Annotated in this window: 18 protein-coding genes; 5 read left to right on the top strand and 13 right to left on the bottom strand. The window is 70.2% G+C overall.

Annotated features, from left to right (window positions below):
• Positions 1-366: 366 nt before the first annotated feature.
• The 4 genes from ABS772_RS10695 to dctP all read right to left on the bottom strand — a co-directional run bounded on the left by ABS772_RS10695 (position 367) and on the right by dctP (position 3,838).
• A complete protein-coding gene (locus tag ABS772_RS10695; protein WP_238256489.1) occupies positions 367-564 on the bottom strand; it encodes a hypothetical protein in 198 nt (65 codons plus the stop codon).
• 162 nt (positions 565-726) lie between these two features.
• The gene (locus ABS772_RS10700) at positions 727-2,079 is read right to left on the bottom strand and encodes a TRAP transporter large permease (RefSeq protein ID WP_238254273.1); all 1,353 of its coding nucleotides are present in this window, start codon (positions 2,077-2,079) and stop codon (positions 727-729) included.
• The gene (locus ABS772_RS10705) at positions 2,076-2,819 is read right to left on the bottom strand and encodes a TRAP transporter small permease (protein WP_350394381.1); all 744 of its coding nucleotides are present in this window, start codon (positions 2,817-2,819) and stop codon (positions 2,076-2,078) included. Before ABS772_RS10705 ends, ABS772_RS10700 begins: the two co-directional genes overlap by 4 nt.
• Positions 2,816-3,838, bottom strand: coding sequence for a TRAP transporter substrate-binding protein DctP (dctP, locus tag ABS772_RS10710; protein ID WP_350394383.1), 1,023 nt, complete (start codon positions 3,836-3,838; stop codon positions 2,816-2,818). The genes ABS772_RS10705 and dctP overlap by 4 nt, the downstream gene beginning before the upstream one ends.
• Positions 3,839-4,001: 163 nt before the next feature.
• Here dctP and ABS772_RS10715 point away from each other — a divergent pair, with 163 nt between their 5' ends.
• Together ABS772_RS10715 and ABS772_RS10720 are read left to right on the top strand one after the other, a co-directional pair.
• Positions 4,002-4,673: a GntR family transcriptional regulator gene (locus ABS772_RS10715; protein WP_238254277.1), complete on the top strand. Its 672-nt coding sequence runs from the start codon at positions 4,002-4,004 to the stop codon at positions 4,671-4,673.
• 144 nt (positions 4,674-4,817) lie between these two features.
• Entirely contained in the window at positions 4,818-6,290 is a 1,473-nt protein-coding gene (locus ABS772_RS10720) for a carbohydrate porin (RefSeq protein WP_350394386.1), read from the top strand.
• Between the two features lie 52 nt (positions 6,291-6,342).
• Here the strand turns inward: ABS772_RS10720 and ABS772_RS10725 are convergent, their stop codons facing one another.
• The 9 genes from ABS772_RS10725 to ABS772_RS10765 form a co-directional block, all read right to left on the bottom strand.
• The gene (locus ABS772_RS10725) at positions 6,343-7,260 is read right to left on the bottom strand and encodes a substrate-binding domain-containing protein (protein ID WP_350394388.1); all 918 of its coding nucleotides are present in this window, start codon (positions 7,258-7,260) and stop codon (positions 6,343-6,345) included.
• A 34-nt stretch (positions 7,261-7,294) separates the two neighbouring features.
• Positions 7,295-8,977 carry a methyl-accepting chemotaxis protein gene (locus tag ABS772_RS10730; protein ID WP_350394390.1) on the bottom strand — a complete coding sequence of 561 codons (1,683 nt, stop codon included), beginning with the start codon at positions 8,975-8,977 and terminating at the stop codon, positions 7,295-7,297.
• A gap of 385 nt (positions 8,978-9,362) precedes the next feature.
• A complete protein-coding gene (locus ABS772_RS10735) occupies positions 9,363-11,114 on the bottom strand; it encodes a caspase family protein (protein WP_350394391.1) in 1,752 nt (583 codons plus the stop codon).
• Positions 11,115-11,535: 421 nt separating this feature from the next.
• Positions 11,536-13,689 (bottom strand): TonB-dependent receptor family protein, encoded by a 2,154-nt coding sequence (locus ABS772_RS10740; RefSeq protein WP_350394393.1) that lies wholly within the window; start codon positions 13,687-13,689, stop codon positions 11,536-11,538.
• Between the two features lie 42 nt (positions 13,690-13,731).
• Positions 13,732-14,082, bottom strand: coding sequence for a hypothetical protein (locus ABS772_RS10745; RefSeq protein ID WP_350394395.1), 351 nt, complete (start codon positions 14,080-14,082; stop codon positions 13,732-13,734).
• Between the two features lie 139 nt (positions 14,083-14,221).
• Positions 14,222-14,866, bottom strand: a complete 645-nt coding sequence (locus tag ABS772_RS10750) for an SCO family protein (RefSeq protein ID WP_350394414.1) — start codon at positions 14,864-14,866, stop codon at positions 14,222-14,224.
• Positions 14,856-15,401 (bottom strand): copper chaperone PCu(A)C, encoded by a 546-nt coding sequence (locus tag ABS772_RS10755; RefSeq protein ID WP_350394396.1) that lies wholly within the window; start codon positions 15,399-15,401, stop codon positions 14,856-14,858. The genes ABS772_RS10750 and ABS772_RS10755 overlap by 11 nt, the downstream gene beginning before the upstream one ends.
• An 88-nt stretch (positions 15,402-15,489) precedes the next feature.
• Complete coding sequence (locus ABS772_RS10760) at positions 15,490-16,518, bottom strand: DUF1775 domain-containing protein (protein WP_350394398.1); 1,029 nt, start codon at positions 16,516-16,518, stop codon at positions 15,490-15,492.
• A 49-nt stretch (positions 16,519-16,567) separates the two neighbouring features.
• A complete protein-coding gene (locus ABS772_RS10765) occupies positions 16,568-16,966 on the bottom strand; it encodes a hypothetical protein (protein WP_350394400.1) in 399 nt (132 codons plus the stop codon).
• Positions 16,967-17,281: 315 nt separating this feature from the next.
• Here ABS772_RS10765 and ABS772_RS10770 point away from each other — a divergent pair, with 315 nt between their 5' ends.
• The 3 genes from ABS772_RS10770 to ABS772_RS10780 all read left to right on the top strand — a co-directional run bounded on the left by ABS772_RS10770 (position 17,282) and on the right by ABS772_RS10780 (position 20,265).
• Complete coding sequence (locus tag ABS772_RS10770) at positions 17,282-18,610, top strand: L,D-transpeptidase family protein (protein WP_350394401.1); 1,329 nt, start codon at positions 17,282-17,284, stop codon at positions 18,608-18,610.
• 228 nt (positions 18,611-18,838) lie between these two features.
• Positions 18,839-19,411 (top strand): sigma-70 family RNA polymerase sigma factor, encoded by a 573-nt coding sequence (locus tag ABS772_RS10775; RefSeq protein WP_238256815.1) that lies wholly within the window; start codon positions 18,839-18,841, stop codon positions 19,409-19,411.
• Positions 19,412-19,494: 83 nt separating this feature from the next.
• Entirely contained in the window at positions 19,495-20,265 is a 771-nt protein-coding gene (locus ABS772_RS10780; protein ID WP_350394403.1) for an anti-sigma factor family protein, read from the top strand.
• Positions 20,266-21,133 lie beyond the last annotated feature (868 nt).

Consider the following 21,133-nt stretch of genomic DNA (forward strand, 5'->3'; position numbering starts at 1 on the left):
GAGCGATCGTCGCGTGACCTCTGTGATCTTCCTGCATCGCTTTCGGCGAACCGGGCCGTGCCGGCGCCGCAATCGGACGGGATGAGCACTCCGTCAAGCTTCTCCCGCTAGACGCTCTCCCTACGGCGGTTCGTCCCGCCATCCCCCGATGCCTGTCCGATTTCCTCTCAGTCGCGAAGCCAATCCATGACGGTCATCGTCCTCATCGCCTGCAACCTGCTTCTGGCCGGCCTGTTCTCCCTGGTCGCCGTCGCCCTCGACTGAGCGCGCCGCGGCCCCCTCCAAACCCGCATCGCAAAGTCTCAACACCCGGCCGCCTCCGTCGCGGCCGGGCGTTTCGGCTGCGCGGCCATCGTCCTCGAAAGGTCAGGAGCGCGTCGTCCGGTCCTGCGGCGTGTCCAGGCGGCCGATCAGGGTTTCGAGGCGCTCGCCGACCGGCTCGGTGAGGCTGTCGGCGTAGTGGCTGCGCAGACTCTTGCCGAGGTGGCGGCGCACGCTCGGGCTCAGCGGCGGCGCGGCACTCGCGCCCCGTGCTGGTTTGGTCTCGGCGACTGGCTTCGTCACGGATCGTCTCCCGTCCGGTGCCGGAAGCGGCTGTGAGGGGACGATCTTGAGGCCCGAGGGTTAAGGCGAGTTTTATCGCGGCGGGCAACGAATGGTTCACCAAACAAGAGACCCTCCGTGCCTGTCGCACGGAGGGTCTCTCGTCTCGCGACGGGCGGTGCGTCAGCGCGTCGTCGGCAGGAGCAGGTCCGGCAGCCAGAGGGCGATGCCCGGCACGAGGCAGAGCAGGACGATCGCCACGCCCATCAGGATCACGAAGGGCAGGGTGCCCCAGATGATGTCCTTGAGCGGGATGTCGGGGGCGATGTTCTTGATGACGAAGATGTTGAGACCCACCGGCGGGTGGATCAGCCCCATCTCCATGGTGATCGTCATCACCACGCCGAACCAGACGAGGTCGAATCCGGCGGCCTTGAGCGGCGGCAGGATGATCGGCGCCGTCATCAGGATGATCGAGACCGGCGGCAGGAAGAAGCCGAGCGCGATCACCAGGGCCAGGATCGTGGCGAGCAGGACCCAGGGCGAGAGCTGCATCGCGACGATGGCCTGCGCCGCCGCCTGGCTGATGTGGAGGTAGCTCATCACGTAGGCGTAGAGGAGCGACATGCCGATGATCAGCATCAGCATGGTCGATTCCCTGAGGGTCGCGGTCAGGATCGGGTCGAGATCGCGGAACCGCCACACCCCGTAGATCACCGCGATCAGGGCGAGCGCCAGCAGGCCGCCGAGCCCGGCCGTCTCGGAGGGCGTGGCGTAGCCGCCGTAGAGCGCGACCATGACGCCGGTGAGCAGCACCACGAAGGGCAGCACCCGCGGCAGCGTCGAGAAGCGCTCGCGCATGCTGTAGGCGTCTTCCCGCAGGATCGGATGCTGCGCGCCGGTCTGCTCGTAGGCGTGCTTGGCCGCCGCGAATTCCGAGCGGAAGCGGAACACCGACCAGGCGGCGAACAGGGCGACCAGGAGGAAGCCCGGCCCGATCCCGGCGAGGAAGAGGCGCCCGAGCGACTGCTCGGCGGCGACCGCGTAGAGGATCATGGTGATCGAGGGCGGCAGCAGGATGCCGAGCGTGCCGCCCGCGGCGATGATCCCGGCGGCGAAGCCCGGCGAGTAGCCGCGCTTGCGCATCTCCGGGATGCCCGCGGAGCCGATCGCCGAGCAGGTGGCGGGCGAGGAGCCGGCCATTGCCGCGAACAGGGCGCAGGCGAACACGTTGGCGATGCCGAGGCCCCCGGGGATGCGGTGCATCCAGGCGTGCATCGCCGAGTAGAGATCCTGGCCGGCCCGGCTCCGCCCGATCGCCGCGCCCTTCAGGATGAAGAGCGGGATCGAGAGCAGGGTGATCGAGGCCATCTCCTCGTAGACGTTCTGCGCCACCGTATCGAGCGAGGCGGCGGGCATGAACGCGTACATGAAGGCCAAGGCGACGAAGCCCAGCGCGAAGGCGATGGGGATGCCGGAGAGCATCGCCCCCAGGGTCGCCCCGGCATAGAGGAAGCCGATCGCGGCGGTGCTCATGCCTTGCCTCCCGTCGTCGTGACCGGCCGAACCGGGGCCGTGGCTGTCGTGCGTCCGGTCGTCTGTCCCGTCGTCTGCCCCATGGGGTCCGGTCCCTCGGGCGTGACGTCCGGGCGGTCGTGCAGGTCGCGGTTGATGTCCGCCCCCAGGCCGATCTTCGGCTTGGCCCAGCCGGCGGCGCGGGGGCCGTAGAGGACCGCTTCGGCGATCTGCAGGACGAATTGCAGGGCGAGCAGGCTCATGCCCGCCGACATCAGCAGGTAGGGGATCCAGAGCGGCGGCCCCCAGGTCGATTGCGAGATCTGGCCGTCGACCCAGGCCTCGTGGAACAGGCTCCAGCTCTTCCAGGCGAAGAAGGTGACGAAGGCCAGTCCGACGACGTCGACGAGGACGAGGCGCACCCGGTTGACGCCCGGAGGCAGCAGGCCGGTGAGCGCCTCGATGGCGACGTGGCCGCGCTTGGCCTGGACGCCCGCCGCCGACAGGAAGGTCGCGCCGACGATGAGGAACACGGCGGTCTCGTCCTGCCACTCGGTCGGCTCGTGCAGGACGTAGCGGATCAGCACCGAGTAGCTGAGCACGAGGCAGGCGGCGACGAGCGCGACGCCGCCCAGCACCAGGATGAGGTGGTTGAGCCGGCGCGTGGTGCGGTCGATGACGCCGAGCAGGCCCGGAACCCGCGCCTCCTCGGCCTTGGGCGTCTCGGAGGCGGCCGAGGCCGCGTCGAAGGCGTGGCTCATGCGACCTTCTCCGCCAGCTTGAGCAGCTCGGCGCAGCTCGCGTTCTTGTTGGCGAAGTCCTTCCAGGCGGTGTCGCGGGCGATGTCGCGCCACTTGCCGAGCGTCGGCTCGTCGAGCTGCACGACCTTGGCGCCGGCCTTGCCGAACACCTCCTCGACGCGGGTGTCGTCGGCCTTGGCGCCCTCCTGGCCGAAGCTCTCGAGCTCGGCGCCGACCGCCATGATCAGGTCCTGCTGGTCCTTGGGCAGGCCCGAGAACACGATCTTCGACATCATGATCGGCTCCAGCATGAACCAGTAGGAGCGCTCGCGGCCCGAGGTCAGGGCCTTCGAGATCTCCTCCAGGCGGAACGAGATCAGGCTGGTGGAGGAGGTCAGCACCGCGTCGCAGGCGCCGGTCTGCATCGCGGCGTAGGACTCGTTCGAGGGCAGCGAGAGCGTGGCGGCGCCCGCCTGCTTCATCATCAGGTCCATCTCGCGCGAGCCGCCGCGGACCTTCATGCCCTTGGCGTCCTCGGGCGTCAGCAGCGGGCGCTCGCGGCTCGCCACGCCGCCGGCCTGCCAGACCCAGGAGACCAGCACGATGCCCTTGGCATCCAGGATCTCGGTGAGCTTGCGGCCGACGGGCGCGTCCTTCCAGGCGACGGCCTGGGCGTAGGAGGGGACCAGCGCCGGCATCAGGCCGATATTCATCTCCGGCACCTCGCCGCCGGCATAGGGCGAGGGGTAGAGCGACAGGTCGAGCGCCCCCTTGCGCATGGCGCTGAACTGGGCGTTGGTCTTCATCAGCGAGGAGCCGGGATAGACCTGCACCTCCATCGCGCCCTTCGAGCGCTCCTTGATGGCGGCCGCGAACTTCCGGCACATCCGATCGCGGAAATCGCCCTCGTCGATCGAGCCGCCGGGGAACTGGTGCGAGAGCTTCAGGATCGTGGCGGCCTGGGCCGAGCCGGTCCCGAGCCTGAGCAGCGCGGGCGCGGCCAGTCCGGCCGCGAGGAGGTGGCGGCGGTTCAGGGTCATGGCGTTTCCTTCCGAATACCGCTTTCGCGGAATCTCGTTCGCCCGCTTGAGGGGGCTTTTGTGCGCCGCACAATATACGTGGCTGCGCAGCATAGAATACAAGATCGCGCCATCTTGCATATTTTGTCAACGCCCTTGAATATGGATCGGCAGGAAATCGCCGATGACTCGACCGATGAACCAGACCCAGCGCCTCAGGCAGACGATCGAGGACGAGATCGTCGAGGGGCGTCTCGCCCTCGGGGCGCGCCTGGACGAGACGCAGCTTGCCGAGCGCTTCGGCGTCTCGCGCACGCCGATCCGCGAGGCGCTGCTGCAGCTGGCCGCCACCGGCCTCGTGGAGACCAAGCCGCGCCGCGGCATGGTGGTGAGCGCCCCGGAGCCGGGACACCTCCTCGAGATGTTCGAGACGATGGCGGAGCTGGAGGCGTCCTGCGGCCGGCTCGCCGCGCGCCGCCTCACGCCTGAACTCGAGGCGGAGCTGACGGGCGCGCTCGCGGCCTGCGCCCGGGTGGCCGCGGCGGGAGATCCGGAAGCCTATTACGGCGAGAACTACGTCTTCCACACCGTGGTCTACCGCGCCTGCCGCAACGACTTCCTGTGCGGGCAGGCGCTGGCGCTGCACCGCCGGCTCTCGCCCTACCGGCGGCTGCAGCTGCGCGCCCGCCACCGGGTGGCGCAGTCGCTCGCCGAGCACGAGGCGGTCGTGGCCGCGATCCTCGCCGGCGACGGCGCCGCGGCGGCCGATCAGCTCCGCCGCCACGTGCTGATCCAGGGCGACGGATTCTCGGAGCTGGTGGCCAACCTGCGGGCGCTCGACAACAGCGCGGCCTGAACGACGCCGTCGAAGCCGTCCCTGGGTCCCGATCCCGGTGCGGGGCACGCGGTCGGGAGGCGGCGTTTCTACCGCTGGTTCTCTGGCCGAGTTGAGAGCCGGACCGTAAACTCAAGCTTTACGGCCCGCCCCAGGGGTTCTCTCGTGTTCCGCCGCCCCGTTCCAGGTGTCCTGCCCGTCGCGCTCGCCCTGACGGCTCTGGCCGGTCCGCCGGCCCTCGCGCAATCCACCGGAAAGCCGGTCTACGAGGGCGCGGGCGGCGATCCGCGGATCTCGGTCTCCCAGCCCGAATCGACGAGTCAGGCCTCCGGCGGCTACGTGCGCTCGATCGAGCCTTCCCTCGGGCCGGTCGGCGATCCGTTCGGCCTGCGGCCCCTGCTGAAGGCGCGGGGCATCGAGTACAGCCTCACCTACATCGCCGAGACCCTCGGCAACCCCGTCGGCGGCATCCGCCAGGGCGCGATCGTCGAGGACCGGCTGAATCTGCGGCTCAACCTCGACCTGCAGCGGCTCGCCGGCTGGGACGGCGCCACGGTCCACGCCAACGCCTACTTCATCCACGGCACCGGCCTGTCGCGCTACTATGTCGGCAACCTGCTCGCGGCGAGCGTGATCGAGGCGCTGCCCGCCTCCCGCCTCTACGTGCTGTGGCTCGACCAGCAGCTCTTCGAGGGCCAGCTCGGCGTGCGGGTCGGCCAGCAGGCGGCCGACACCGAGTTCTTCGTCAGCCAGACCGCGACCGTGTTCGTGAATTCGACCTTCGGCTGGCCGGCGATCACCGGGCTCGACCTGCCGAGCGGCGGCCCGGCCTACCCGCTCGCGACGCCGGCGATCCGGGCCAAATACGTGCCGGGCAACGGCTTCTCGCTCCAGGCCGGGCTCTTCGACGGCGACCCGGCCGGCGCCAACCGCCCCGGCGACGATCCGGAGGCGCAGCGCCTCAACCGCACCGGCACCAATTTCCGCGCCCACGATCCCGCCCTCGTCGTGGCCGAGGCGACCTACGCCTACAACACGGACAAGGACGCGAAGGGCCTGCCCGGCGACATCACCCTGGGCGGCTGGCAGCATTTCGGGCGGTTCGAATCCCTGCGCTTCGACCAGACCGGCCTGCCGCTCGCCGACCCGAACGCCACCGGAATCGGCCGCCGCCTGCGCGGCAATGCCGGGATCTACGCGGTCTACGACCAGACGCTCTACCGGGAGACCGGCAAGGACGACGAGGGCCTCGGCTTCTTCCTGCGCGCGGCGTGGTCGCCGACCCGCTCCAGCCTCGTCTCCGCCTATCTCGATACCGGGCTCGCCTATAAGGGCCTGCTGGAGGGCCGCGACGACGACACGGTCGGCCTCAGCCTCGCCTATGCCCGCCTCTCCGACGATGCGCGCCGGTCCGACATCGACACCATCGTCTCGACCGGCACGCCGACGCCGCGGCGGCGGGCGGAGACGGTGATCGAGGCGACCTATCAGGCGGTGGTGGTGCCGGGCTTCACCGTGCAGCCGGACGTGCAACTGGTCCTGCATCCGGGCGGCGGCATCGCCAACCCCCGCGACCCGGAGGGCCGCCGGGTGCGCAACGCCGCGGTGCTCGGCCTTCGCGCGACGGTGCAGTATTGAGGAAGGCCGGCGGCCGGGCGTTTCGAAGGATTTCTTCGAACGCCCCGCGTCGTCAGCGCCGGATATAGGCGCCGACGTTCTCGGCGACGATCAATTCGTAGGGGATCCATTCGTAGGGCTGGACGTAATCGCCGCGGCCGAACTTTTCCGCGTTCGCCACCGCCTGGGCGCCCTGCGCGGCGGCGTTCTGCAGGACGGTGCAGGCCATGTCTCCGGCCTTGACGGCGGCGATGGCCTCCCGGCCGCCGTCGATGCCGCCCACGAGGACCTTGCCCGCGAGCCCCGCCGAGCGGAGGGCGGCCACGGCCCCGAGCGCCATCTCGTCGTTCGCGCTGACGACGGCGTCGAACGTCCGGCCCTCCTTCAGCCAGCCCGCGACGACACCCCTGGCCTCGTCGCGCAGCCCGTCGGCGCCGGCCTCCACCGCCACGGTCAATTCGGGATAGGCGGCGAGAACCTCCTGCATTCCCGTGCGGCGCTCGCGGGCGGCGGCGTCGGTTTCGGGGCCGCGCAGGATGGCCACCGTTCCCTTGCCGCCGAGCCTGTCGGCCAGGATGCGCGTCTCAAGGCGGCCCGCGACGAGATCGTTGGAGGAGACGATCGACACCTTGTCGCCGACGCGATCGAGGGCGGGCCGCCGGCTCAGGAAGACGAGCGGCATCCCGGCCTCGGCGGCGAGGGCCGCGATCTTCCGCGCCGTCGCCGGATCGCCGACGTTGACGATCACGGCATTCGCCTTCGCGGCGATGGCGGCCTCGACGTTGCGCAGATGCTGCGCCGGATCCGGGCCGATCTCCTTGACGGTCAGCACGTGGGTCGGATCCTTCTTCGCGGCCTCCAGCACGGCGGCCTTCACGGCCCCCTGGAACGGCTGCCCGGCGACGCTGTCGAGCGAGGCGAAGATCCGGGTCTCCGCGGCGGCAGGCGCGGCGGCGAGGGCGAGGACGAGTGCGGCGGTGGCGACGCGCATGGTGTGGGTTTCCGTCGGATGGGGTCGGGAGCCGTCAGGCGGCGCGGACGGTTTCGAGGAAGCGGGCGATCTCGGCAGCGAGATGCGCGGATTGGCGCGAGAGCTCGGAGGCCGAGGCCAGGACGTGGCGCGCCGCCGCGCCCGTCGTCTCCGCGGCGCCCGCCACGCCGACGATGTTCTTCGTCACCTCGCCCGTCCCGACGGCCGCCCGCCCGACGTTGGATACGATCTCCTGCGTCGCCGTGCCCTGCTCCTCGACGGCGGCGGCGATCGAGGACGCCACGGTGCTGATCGTGCGGATGCGATCGCCGATGCCGCCGATCGCCGCGGCCGCCTGACCCGTCGCGCCCTGCACCTGCCCGATCTGCCGCGCGATCTCCTCGGTCGCCTTGGCCGTCTGGTCGGCCAGCGCCTTGACCTCCGCGGCCACGACCGCGAAGCCGCGGCCCGCCTCGCCGGCGCGGGCGGCCTCGATCGTGGCGTTGAGCGCGAGCAGGTTCGTCTGCGCGGCGATGCCCGAGATCAGCGTGACCACTTCGCCGATCCTGGCGACGGTCGTGGTCAGTTCGTGCACCAGGGCGGCGGTCCCGTCCGCCTCGGTGACGGCGCGCTGCGCCAAATCTGCCGAGCCGGCGACCTGGCGCCCGATCTCCAGCACCGAGGCGCCGAGTTCCTCGGCCGCGGCGGCGACGGTGCCGACGTTCGAGGCGGCCTCCTCGGCGGCGGCGGCCACATTCGTGGACTGGCTCGCCGTCTGGGTCGCGGTGGCGGTCATGGCCTGCGCCGTCGCCTGCAGTTCGGTCGCCGAGGACGAGACCGTGTCGAGGACGCTGCCGACCGCGGCCTCGAAGGCATGGGCCATCCGGTGCATGGCGGCCCGGCGCTGCTCCTCGGCCGAGGCGCGGGCCAGGGCGGCTTCCGCCTCCAGGGCCTTGGTGTGGATCAGGTTGTCCTTGAACACCTGCACCGCGCCGGCCATCGCGCCGAGTTCGTCCTTCCGCTGCGTGCCGGGGACGGCGCTGTCGAGCTGTCCGTCGGCGAGGCGCGCCATCACGGTCGTCATGCGCCGGACCGGCTTGGAGATGTTCGCCATCAGGTAGCCCCCCACGACCAGGCAGAAGCCGGTGAGGGTGGCGAGCGCGATCAGGATCCAGAGCCTGGCCGAGGCCCGGATCTCGTCGGCGCGCCGCATCGCGGCGGCGACTTCGCCGCCGCGGAAGGTCTGCACCGCCGAGACGGCATAGGAGAACTTGGCCGCGTCCTTGCTCAGATCCTTCTGCAGGACGGCGGTGGCGAGGGACACGGATCCCGCCTTGTCGAGGACGGCGACCTCCTCCTGCACGGCCAGGAAGTGCTGCCAGGCCACGCGCAGCAGGCTGGCGAGTTCGGCCTCGCGCCCTTCCCCGGCAAGCGATGCGTACTGGCTCCAGGCCCGCGAGAACGACACACGTGCGCTCGACGCCTCGACCTCGTAGCGGCGGCGATCCGTGTCGGTGGAGAAGTGCTGGAGGGCGGTCACCCCGCGCAGCTTCTGGCTCAGCGAGGCAAGCTCGCCCAGGACGGTGTTCGCCTCGACATGCCGGGCCATGGTCTCGCTGATCTCGGCGACCTGCGCGATCTTGTTCACGGCGAAGATGCCGGTGAGGATCGACAGCATCATGAGAAGGGCGATCGAAAGGGCGATCTTGGCGCTGATCGACCTGAGATTCTTCAGCATCTGGATTCTCGGCACCGGCCTTTTGTCTGAGTAATCACCTTTGTTTATTGAAAATCCCTTAATCGAAATAGATCGGGATCCGGCCGAGATTATTCATTATGAAACGTCTGTTAGATCAAGTAAATTAGCGTATTTTTCCATATTATACGTCATGACGGAAGTATCCGATCGGTCCCGACGGGCCGGTGTCCGAGCGGGTTGGAGCGTCGTCGCGTCTCCGGTTCGCCGCGTTGGGAGGCGCGAACGCCGTATCGTGAAACCCGCCGTCGCTCGCTCCGGGCGGCCGGCGGCCTTTCGGGCGCGCCGCGTCCCCGCGCCTCGACCCGATCGGACGGCCCCGCGGTGACGGCCGGAGGGCGGCGCGCGCCGACCCGCGTCGCGGGCGTCAGCCGGAGGTTCGCGGAGTCGCCGAACCCGGCAGCTTGCCGGCGGGCGCCTTCCCGCCTCGCCCCGTCTCGAACGGCACCTTCGCGTCGAGGTCGACGGCCGGCCCCAGGATCTGCGGCTTCTGGTGATAGCCGAGCCGTTCCAGCCGCTCGGTCGCGAGTTCGACGAGGCGCCGGAACGTGATGTTCTTCTCCTTGCGCAGGATGGACGTGAGGCAAAAGGTGAAGGCGCCGTAGCTGGTCGCGCCGTGACGGTACTCGTAGGAAAACTGCTCCTCGCCGCAGGCTTCGATGATGACGGGGAGGAACGGCCCCGTCGGTGCTCCGCGCGCCTTCTTGGCGTGGTCGTAACTCTTCTGGTCGCTGACGCGGAGCAGGGCGGAGCGTCCCAGGCGGACCGTGGCGAGATTGGAACCGAAGAAGGCCTGCTTTTGCGACGCGCGGCGTGAGAACTCGTCGTTCAAGGGGGTGAAGTCGCGCTCGACCCACATCTCCTCGTCGCGGTTCCACCGGAGCTGGCGGTGGCGGATGTCGTCCGGGGGCGTGATCCCGCGGGCGCGGGCGGCGCCGTCGCGATGCATGCTGCCGGAATGGCAGCAGTCGAAGATCATCAGGAGCTGGGTCTCGTAGGGAAGCTGGGCGTAGAAGCCGTTGATCTGCTCGTCGGAGACGCTGCGCGCCGGCGTCCAGTCGAAATCGTACGGCACGAGCGTCTCGGTGAGGCGGTCCGGTTCCTCGTGCAGGCCGTATTCCGGCACGCGCGCGCCGTGTCCGGAATAGAAGAAGACCAGCTGGTCGCCGGGTTGCGCGCCGTCCACCAGCCATTCGAGGCGAGACAGGATGCCGTCGGCGGTGGCGCGGTCGTTGAGGCAGACGCGAATCTGATCCGGCTCGAACCCGCAATCCTGCAGCGTCGCGCTCATCGAGAAGACGTCGTTGACGCAGCCCGACAGCCGGTTGGCGGCGTCGGGATACTCATCGATCCCGATCAGGAGCGCCTTGCGCCGCGGCGATCCGGCCGCGGCGGGCAGCGACCGGTTCCACGGACCGGCGTTGCTCGGCGCGGCGAGGCCGATCGCCTTGAAGCGACCCGTGGCGACGTCGACGAGCGGTCTCCAGAAGGAGGTCTGGGTCACGACATGGGTGAGGTAGGCGGCCGCGTCATGGTCCCCGGCGCCGGGGAGATCGAACGGCGTCAGGAGCTGATTGAAATTGTCGACGCCTTGAACCCGCAGCGGCGCGGTGAAGACGTCGTCGTGCTCGTTGTAGAGATGGTGCCAATGCCTGACGGCAAGCGGTTGGACCCGGCCGTAGGTGAGGTTGCCGAGAACGAAGGGGTTGCCGATCTGCGATCCGAACGTGACGTAATGGGTGTTGAGGAGGGCCTTGGCCGTTTCGCTTTCCGCTGCCTCCGCGTGCGAGAAGGCATTGTACGTCACGAGAGAGCCCAGGCTGTGGGCCAGGACGACGTCCGGCTTGAACTCGCGCAGGGTCTCGAGCACGAGCGTCCGCGTTTCCTGCTGGAATTTCTCGTTTTCCACCCAGGCGACGACATAGCCGGCCGTCCAGCGGAGCCGGTCCGAGACGTTGGTGATCGGCCCGCGCGGTTGACGGAACAAGCCGCCGAGGCCGCTGCGTGCCAGCTTCCAGAAGGCGCCGAGCGTATCCGCGAAACTGATATCGGTGCGTTCGAAAATCGGATCGTAGGTGAGAAACTTGAAGTTGAGTTCTGTGTCCGTGTCCGGTCCCACGGCCTGCTTGATCGCACGGGACCAATCGGCATCCCAGCCGCTCTGACGCTGATCGCCGAGGCCATGGACGCAAAGGATCCGCAATGAATTCGGCATGACCTCGCTCCAATGTCTTCAGGATGACGATCTGAAATTTCTGATTTGCCGATTGCTGGATACAGTCAGGCTGATGCGGAGCTCGCTCCGGATCAACCCCTCCGACATGCGAATTGTGATGAGCGCGCCTGCCCGCCTGTGGCAGCGGGTTCGCCGAAAGGATGCGTGCCGAAACAACTAAGGGGTGTCGGCCCGATGCGGCCTATCGGACGCGGCGCGAAGGGCATGCGAACAATCCGGTTCCGGCCTCTCGCCGTCCGGACGTCGCCCTTCCGCCCTCGGCCGCCCGGACGGCCCGCGGGCCGTCCCTTCGCGGTCCGAACCCTCAGAACGAGGTGCGCACGCCCCCGAACACGCTGCGGCCGTTGCCCGGAAAGAACGCCACCGGCCCGCCCGCCACCGTCGCGGCGTTGGTGACCACCGCGATGTCGGAGATGAAGCGCGCGTCCGTGAGGTTGCGGGCATCCACGAACAGCGAGACGCCGTTGGCGAAATCGATGCCGGTCTGGAGGCCGAGGAGGGCGTAGCCGGGCACCTTGAGGGTGTTGGCGTGGTCGGCGAAGGCGCCCTGCGGCACCCAGTCGAGGGCCGGGGCGAGGTAGAAGCCGCTCGGATGGCGGTAGCCCAGCACCGTGCGCAGCACGTCGACCGGCACGCCGGCAATGCGGTTGTTGCCGAAGACCGGGTCGCCGACGAAGCGGAAATCGTTGTGCGTCCAGATCTGGGTCAGGCTGAGCCGGTCGCCGGGGCCGGTCAGATCCTCGGCGAGGTCGAGGGTCACGGCGGCTTCGACGCCCTGGTGGCGGGTGCGCGGGGCGTTGAAGGTCGCCGCCGGGATGTTCAGGCCGGGATTGGGCGTGAAGTTGATCAAGGCGTCGCGCACCTCCGCCCGGTAGAGCGTCACGTCCCAGGCGAGGCGGTCGATCCGGCCGCGCGAGCCCGCCTCGTAGGTCCAGGCGCGCTGGGCCGCGAGCGGGACGAAGGTGGTGCCGAGCGTGTTGGTCTGCGCGAGGTCGGAGAAATCGGGCACGTCGCGCGAGCGGGTGATGTCGGCGAACACCTGGATCTCCGGCAGCGGCTGCCACAGGAGCCCGAGCTTCGGGTTGATGCCCTCGTAGGTGACGGCGGCGAAGCGCGCGGCGGGGTTCGTCGGCAGGCCGCCCTTGTCGCTGTAGGTGCGGTTCGCCGAGAACAGCTTGGCGCCGGTCATCAGCGCCATGTCGGGCAGGAACCAGAACCGGTTCTCGGCATAGGCCTCGTAGTTCGAGGCGCTCTGGCGGGCGTTGAGGGTCTGGGCACCGCGCAGGCCGGCCACGTTCACGAATTGCCGGGCCTCGTTGATGCCGGCGAACGCCCGCAGGCCGAGGATCAGGTCGTTGCGATAGCCGCCGAGATCGAACGTGCCGGCCCAGCGCGGCGCCACGCCGTAGGTCCAGCCGTCCTGGTCGATCACCTGGAAGATCGGGTGATAGAGGTTCTTGTGGATCGCCCAGGAATCGATGTCGAGGCGCCCGACCTCCAGTTCGAACGAGGTGCGGTTGGCGATCCGCTCCGTCGTGACCTTTCGCGACTGGTTGCCGGTGATCGCGCTCGGGTTGGCGAGGCGCGGGTTGTTGAGGGCGTTGGACAGCGAGAGCGAGCCGGGCAGCTTCTGGTCGGTGTCGTAGTAGCCGAGGAAGAAGCGCGTCTCGACGCCCGGCGCGAGCCGGTAGCCGACATTGGCGTTGAGGTTGCGCGTGCGCTGGGTCGCGTGGTCGCGAAACCCGTCGGAATCGGTCGCCGTGCCCGAGATCAGGAGATCGGCCGGGCCTGAGATCCGCGAGATCTGGAAATGCTCGCGGATCGTGCCGAAGCTGCCGCCGTCGATCCGGACGGTGTTCGGCGCCAGCGCCGTGTAGGCGGTGGGCGTGACGAAGTTCACCGCGCCGCCGAGCGTCGTTGCGCCGAAGGTCAGCGCGTTGCCGCCCTTGTAGACCTCGACCGAGCGCAGGGAGAGCGGGTCGATCTGGTAGAAGTCGCCGCTGCCGTCGGCGAGGTTGAGCGGGATGCCGTCCTGCAGCAGCTCGATGCCGCGGACGTGGAAGCCGCGGGCGATGCCGGAGCCGCGGATCGAGAGGCGCATCTCCTGGCCGTAGCGCTCCTGCACGAACACGCCGGGCACGTCTTTGAGCACGTCGCGCACGGTGTTGGCGTAGCGGTTCTGGAAAGTCGCGGCATCGACGAAGGCGACCGAGCCGACGGTGGCGTTCACCGCCGCCCGCTGCGCGGCGACGCTCGGGACGGTGAGCGAGCCGGCCGTCTCGCCCGGCGCGGCGGGGCGGCCGGTCCCGGAGACGCTGATCTCGGACAGCGTGGCGGAGGAGGTGGCCGCGTCCTCCGTCGGGGCTTGAGCGAAGGCCGGGGCGGCGAGGAGGAGCCCGGCGGCGAGCAGGGGCGATGACAGGGCGGCACGCGGCACGGCCCGTTGACGGCAAGGCATGAGGAAGCGTCCGTGGTCTGAAGGATCGGGGAGGGCGATCGATCAGACGACGGGCGGGGCGCGCGGGCTCGGGCGCGTGCCGGGCGGCGCGCGGGGGAGGGCGACGATCTCGGGCCGCCACGCGACCGGGGCGATCCGGTCCGGCGGCCAGGCGACGAGGGCGTGGCCGGGCTCCGGCACGTCGAGGCTCGGCAGGACGTGGGCGGCCTGGCAGCAGGGCAGGTGCGCCGGGTGCGGCTTCGCCGGCGCGTCGGGGTCCGACGCATCGGGCGCGCAGAGGACGTGAACGAGGCCGCCGTCGGGGCCGGCGGTTCCGGCGAGCGCGGCCGCGCCGAGGACGACCTGCAGGGCGAGCGCGTAGAGCGCGGCCACGGCGATGACCGCGCGGCACACGGACCATCCCGGCAAGCGCCCTCGCATGGCCGCCAGCTATGGCCAAGCTCGCACGGGCGTCAATGGACTCACGGTCCCGGCCGCCCGGTTTTCGTCTCGGCCCCAGGGCGGGCGCCGTGCCGTCGGCGGCTCCGAGCCTTCAGGTGTTGCGGCCGTCGGCGGCCAGCTTGCGCAGTTGCTTCAGGGCGAGCGCGTGCCCGGCATCGAGGTCGAGGGGGCCGGCGAAGCCGCCGTCGCGGTCCATCATGTAGACCATCAGCGTGTGCTCCAGGGTGTAGTCGCCGCCGGGCAGCGGCACCCGCTTCACGAAGGCGCGGTAGTCGCGCGCCACCCGCTCGATCTCCTGCGGCGCGCCGGTCAAGCCGGTGATCCGGTCGGTGAACGAGGCCATGTACTCCCGCATCACCTCTTGCGTGTCCCGCTCGGGATCGAGGGTGATGTAGTAGGCCTGGATCGCGCCGCCCTGCGCGCCGAATTCGTCGAGCAGGGTGCCGAGGTCGGCCAGCGTCGTCGGGCAGACGTTCGGGCACTGGGTGAAGCCGAAGAAGACGAGGAAGGGCTTGCCCTTCAGCGCCCGCGAATCGACGGTGCCGCCCTTCGAGGAATCGAGCCGGAACGGGCCGCCGACCACCGACAGGGCGGAGGGCCTGTCCCCCCGCGGCAGGAAGGCGACCGTCGCCGCCACGATGCCGACGAGGGCGAGCGCGAAGGCGATCAGGATCAGCGTGCTCCCCCGCTTCGAGGCGGGGGCGGCGGCCCGGTCCGGTCGCGGCTCAGTGGCCATGGTCATGTCCCGAATGGTCTTGCCCCGAATGGTCTTGCCCCGAATGGCCGGGCTTGCCGCCCGCCCCCTCCGGGGCCTTGGCGGCGAGGCTCTCGACGGCGAACTCCACCGGGACGCTGCCGGCCCGCTCGAAGCGCAGCGTCCCCTTCACCCGCTCGCCCTTCTTCAGCGCGGCCTTCAGGTCGAGGAACATCAGGTGGTGGCCGCTCGGGGCGAGCGACACCGTCTGGCCGGGCGGGATCGCCAGGCCGTCGGCGAGGGGCGCCATCTTCATCACGCCGCCCTCCATCGACATCGTGTGCAGTTCCCCGCGCCCGGCCGCCTCGATCGTGCCGCCGGTGAGCCGGTCGGGCTCCGTGCCGGTATTGGTGACCGTGAGGTAGCCGCCCGCGACCTTGGCCCCGCCGGGCGTCGCCCGCGACCAGGGATGGCCGATCTTGAGCGGGCCCGCCTGGTAGTCGTGGGCCCGGGCCGGGCTCGTCGCAGCCAAACCGAGGGCGAGGAGGAGGGCGGCCGGGACAGCGTGAAGGCGCATGATCGTGTCTCCGTTCGGAGAGGAAAGGGAGCGCGCGGATCTCGGGCTTCGAGCCCCGCGCGGCGGGGTCGACGGCCGGTGCCGCCGCTCAGTGATGGTGCGGGGGGCCGCCGGCCTCGGATCCGGCGCCGGGTCCCTGCGCGCCGATCGGCGCCACGCTGAAGGTCACCGGCACCGTCCCGGCCCGCTCGAAGGTCAGCGTGCCCGAGACGGTCTCGCCCGCCCTCAGCCCGTCCTTCAGGTCGAGGAACATCAGGTGGTAGCCACCGGGCTTGAGCGCGACGCTTCCTCCCGGCGCGACGGCGAGGCCGCCCTCGACGGGCGCCATCTTCATCACCCCGCCCTCGGTCGTCATCGAGTGGATCTCCGCCCGGCCCGCCTGCGGGATCGCGGCGCCGGTGAGCCGGTCGGGCTCGGTGCCCGCGTTGCGCAGCGTCACGTAGCCGCCGGCGACCTTCGCGCCGCCCGGTGTCGCCCGCAGCCAGGGCGCTTCGATCGCGATCGCCCCGGCCCTCGCGGCGGGGGCGGCCGGGGCCTGCGCCGCCTGAACCGTGCCGCCCTGGTGACCTGCGCCGCCCTGGGCGGCGACGATCCGCACCGCCGGGGCCGGCGCCTTCAGCCCCCGCGCCGATTCGCCCTCGGCCGGAACCTCGCTCCAGCGGTAGCTGCCCTCGGTGCAGTCCTGCTCGACGGGGAAGTAGATCGTCGCGCCGGGCGCGAAGGCGTCCGAGATCCGGGCGAAGAAGGTGAACTCGTCGACCTGGTCGTCCGGCAGGCTGCCGCCGCTCCAGGTGATCCGGGTGACGCCCTCCGAGACCTGTCCGTGGAAGGAGGGGTAGGCGCGGGCATAGGCCGATTTGACCGTGCTGATCGTCCAGCCGGGCTTCGGCATCGGCTTGGCGCCGGTCACGCCCTCGGGGATGGTGACGCTGACGCGGGTGGTCGGGCGGCCGTCGCAGCCGTGCATGATCTGGACGACGCCGCGATAGGCGGCATTGGGCGCCGCCTCCTTGCGCTCCAGCACGGCGTGGGCCGAGGCGGGCGCGATGAGCGCGGGGCCGATCAGGACGAGCGGCAGGGCGGCGCGAAGAGGAGCGCGTGAACGGGAGCGGGGCATGGAATGGGTCCGGTTGTCTGACGTCGAGGGATCGCGGGGATCGGGCGAGTCAGACGGCCGGCGGGGCCCGGGCGTGGGCGAGGGTGAAGGGCGACGGCCGGGCCGCCCGGCCCTGGGCACCGGACCAGTCGGCGCGGGCGGCGTCCCGCTCGGGCCAGGCGATCTCGGCCGATGGGGGAGGCGGGAGCGTCGCGGGGGGCGCGTGATGCGCGGCCGTGCAGCAGCCGGCATGGTGCGAATCCGGGGCCGGCAGCCCGTCCTTCGCCGGGGCCGCCGTGGCGACGGCCGCGTCCGGCTGGCAGAGGAAGGCGGGCGCCCCCGTGACGGGAAGGGCCGCGATGCCGCCGAGCAGGGCCTGGAGCACCAGCGCGTAGAGGGCGGCCACGGCGGTCAGCCCGCGCAGGACGCGCGGCGCTCCTCCGGTCCGGTCGCGGCGTGGGCTCGGCATGCACGAGCCTTACGCCGCTTCGCGCGGCTCCGGTAGGGGCCGGGCCGGCGCCATTCCGCCGCCCCGCGCGATCCTCGGCAAGACGCTCGGCAAAAGTGTCCTCGGGCCACACGGCGTGTGCCGCCACACCCGGACGCCACAATATGGCCCGGAACGGCATGGCTTCTTAACCACGAGACCGCAACAAACGCGGCACGAGGACTTGGCCGAGACTTGGCTTTCGCGTCCGGGCGTACCCCGAAGTACCCCCCGGCGTTCGAGCCGAGACCCTTGGCCGGGTCCACCGACCGCACCCTCCATCCAGAGCCCGGATCGATGCTGCAGACCGCGCGCCACGCCCACCTCCGTCCCCTTGTCCGCTCCTCGGCCCGCCCCTTGGCCGCCGCTCTGCTGGGGGCGACGCTGCTCGCCGGCCCGGCGGTCGCGCGCGAGGCCGGCTTCGCCCAGGCCGAATGGGCGCAGGACTATTCCTCGCCGACCACCATGCAGGTGCACCGCTCCTCGACGCCGATCCTCTCGCCCGACACCATCGCGGCGACCGAGGCGATGGTCGAGAAGTACCGCTCCATCGTCGCCCGCGGCGGCTGGCAGGCCGTGTCCGGCGCGGCGGGTCTGCGGGTCGGCTCCCGCGGCCCGGCGGTGGCGGCGGTGCGCCAGCGCCTGATCGTCACCGGTGACCTCGACGCCACCGCCGGCGGCGCCGGCGTCTACGATTCCTACGTCGCGGCCGGCGTGAAGCGCTTCCAGGCCCGCCACGGCCTGTCGCAGACCGGCCAGATGAGCCCGGCGACGCAGGCCGCGATGAACGTGCCCGCCGACGTGCGCCTGCGCCAGCTCGAGACCAACGTGATTCGCCTGCGCTCCTACTCGGGCGATCTCGGCCGGCGCTTCGTGATCACCAACATCCCCGCCGCCCTGGTGCAGACGGTGGAGAACGGCCAGGTCGTGACGCTGCACGCCGCCGGCGTCGGCAAGATCGACCGCCAGTCGCCGATCATGAATGCCAAGGCGGTCGAGATCAATTTCAACCCGACCTGGACGGTCCCGGCCTCGATCGTGAGGAAGGACCTGATCCCGAAGATGCAGAAGGATCCGAACTACCTCACGGACAACAAGATCCGCATCCTCTCGGGCGGCCAGGAGATCTCGCCGCGCTCCGTGAACTGGAACTCGGACGAGGGCACCCGCTACACCTACCGCCAGGATTCGGGCGCCGACTTCAACTCGATGGGCGTCGTGCGCATCAACATCCCGAACCCGCACGGCGTGTTCATGCACGACACCAATTCCCGCGGCGTGTTCGGCGACGACTTCCGCTTCATCTCCTCCGGCTGCGTCCGCGTGCAGAACGTGCGCGAGTACATCACGTGGCTTTTGAAGGACACGCCCGGCTGGGACCGTGCCCATGTCGAGCAGGCGGTGGAGAGCGGCCAGCGCATCGACGCCCGCCTCACGCAGCCGGTGCCGGTCTACTGGACCTACATCACCGCCTGGGCGACCCCGGACGGAACGGTGCAGTTCCGCGACGACATCTACAAGCGCGACGGCGTGAACGTGCCCTCCACCATCGAGGCGCCGACGCCGGTCGCCAGCGCCGCCTCGACCCAGCCCGAGGTGTTCGAGCCGGGCGACGAGGAGAACTGAGCCGCTCTCAGGCGCGCTCAGGCGCTCGCCTCGCCGGCATGACCGGTCGAGGCGGATCGGAAGGACGGCGACCCCGGCCCGGATTCGACATCCGGGCCGGGGTCGTCTTTTTTGGGCCGGATCGATTCGCGCGGGACGCGGAACGATCCGCCGAGGATGTCTCGCGAGGTTTGTCGCCGGCGAGCCGAATGCGCGGATTAAAAGGCTCCGGACGGACGTCAACGGATCATGGTGCTCGATAGAACGCGCTCGAAACGCTCCGATATCGTCGACCTGCTGGTGCCGTTGCGGCGCTACGCCCGGTCGCTGACGCGGGATTCGCTCAAGGCGGACGACCTCGTCCACGATACCATGGTTCGCGCCCTCGAATCGCGCGCGAGCCTGAGGCCCGACACGAACCTGCGCACTTGGATGATGACGGTGCTGCACAACGTCTTCATCGACGAGCAGCGCCGCAAGCGGGTCGAGGCGCGCCATGCCGACGTGCTGGTGCAGCTCTCCGAGGAGGTGGCCCCGCCGGCTCAGGAAGGGCAGGTGCGGCTGATGCAGATCCGCAAGGCGTTCGAGAGCCTGCCCGAGGAGCAGCGCGCCGCGCTTCACCTCGTGACGCTCGAAGGCATGGCCTATGCGGACGCGGCGGCCGTGCTGGGCATCCCGATCGGAACCCTGATGTCGCGGCTCGGTCGCGGCCGGGCCGCCCTGCGCGCCTTCGAGGAAGGCAGCCACAAGGGCAAGGCCGGCTCGTCCGACGAAGGCCCCGACCGGGGCCGCGCGCATCTTCGTGTCGTCGGGCGGAATTGATGACCCCGGCGAACCGTTATCACAGCAGCACCGGCCGGCGACGAGGCTGACCGGTGGGCAAGCAGGGCAGTCGGAGTGGGCCGATGGTCGATCCCGTCACGGAAACCGATCTCATCGCGTATGTCGATGGCGAACTCGATCCGATGCGTCGCGTCGAGGTCGAGGCGCATCTCGCGCGCAATCCCCAGGACGCGCTGCAGGTCATGGCCGACCTGCGCGATCGCGACGCCCTGCGCGAAGCCTTCCTGTCCGTGCCGAGCCTGCCGCCGGAGCGGCTGCGCGCGAGCGCCCGCCGGATCGATCGCGCCTTCGCCTGGCAGCGGGTCCGTTCCCGCCTGCGCCGGGCGGCGGCGGTCGTGGTGCTGGTCGGGGCGGGCTGGCTCGCCCATACCGAGAGCGGCGGCTTCGGCGTGCCCGGCTCCTTCGCCTCGCCGATCGATCCCTCCCTGGCCGAAGAGGCGGCACAGGCCCGCGAGGCGGTCCAGATCCGCGCCCGCGTGACCAGCCTGCCCCTCGCCTCGGCCTACGATCCCGCCGGCATCGAAGCCGCGACCGGCGTCGACCTGCCGCCGCTGCCGGCGGGCTGGGTCGTCCGGGACGTACAGGTCTTCCCGAGCCGGAGCGGCACCGGGATCGAGATCTCGATCCAGTCGGCCGAGATCGGTGAACTCGCCCTGTTCGCCAAGCACAGCAGCGCCGCGCCGCTGGCCGACGGCGTGGAGCCGGTGGCCCGTTCGAGCGACGGGACGACCGCCTATTGGCGCAACGGCAGCACCGCCTACGCGCTCAGCGGTCCGCGCAACGATCCCGCCCTGCACGCCGCGGCCGCCCGCCTCGCCGCGATCCGGGAATAAGGCGCGTCCGGCACGGGCGGACGCAGGATTCGGCGCCGCGCCTCTCGTCCTCGAGCCTGCTTGGCCGGGAGCCGTAGGCCTGGCGGCGTCTCGGAGCCGATGAAGAGGCGGCCGCAATCGACGCGCCGCCGCCTCAGGATCGCGCCGAGGCGCTGCGACGACAGAGCGATCGGGGCCGCGGGGAGAACGGACGTCGCGACGGGGGCGAGCGACGCCAGCCTGACGCGATCCGGCCGGATACGGCGCCGCCTCCCGGAAAAGACGATGATCACCGAGAGGTGAACGCGCCCGAACGGCCTCCGGCCGGCGCATGTTTCCCGGTCGGGGCGAAGGTGCTGCCGGCTTCCATGGTCGGCACCGAGGCACCCGTTCAAGCACCGCTTCGACAACGGCGAAGCGCGGCAGGATTCCGCAGTGCGGGAGCGATACCGTTTGCGGGCCTGTCGTGACGGGCCGTGGCTACAATTTCAAGCATAGGCCCTGAAATCCGACATAAAATGAATGTAAAAACATAATTCTCGATCGAATAAGCTATGTTATATTATTTTGTAGCGCATTGATACATCTTCAACAAAATATTGTTTCGTAATTGCAGTGCATCTTATCGGTATGCCAGTGCCGAATCGGTCGTCTCGTCCTATTGAGATGGGCCTACACATGGATCGCACCGCTGCTCTTGAATTCTGAGGCATAAACGGGGGCCGGCGCCTCCTGTCCTCGAAAGAAGGACGCGGACGGCCCGGAAATGGTCGATCCATCCGGCCCGGTCCATTTTCGCTCCACGGTTGTGGCGGGAGGATTGCCCCCGGCCGGCGCAATGGCTACTGCTTCGCTTGTTGCAGCGCGGTCGAGGGGCGAGATGTGACGT

It is taken from the genome of Methylorubrum podarium (assembly GCF_040270385.1).
GTDB lineage: Bacteria > Pseudomonadota > Alphaproteobacteria > Rhizobiales > Beijerinckiaceae > Methylobacterium > Methylobacterium podarium.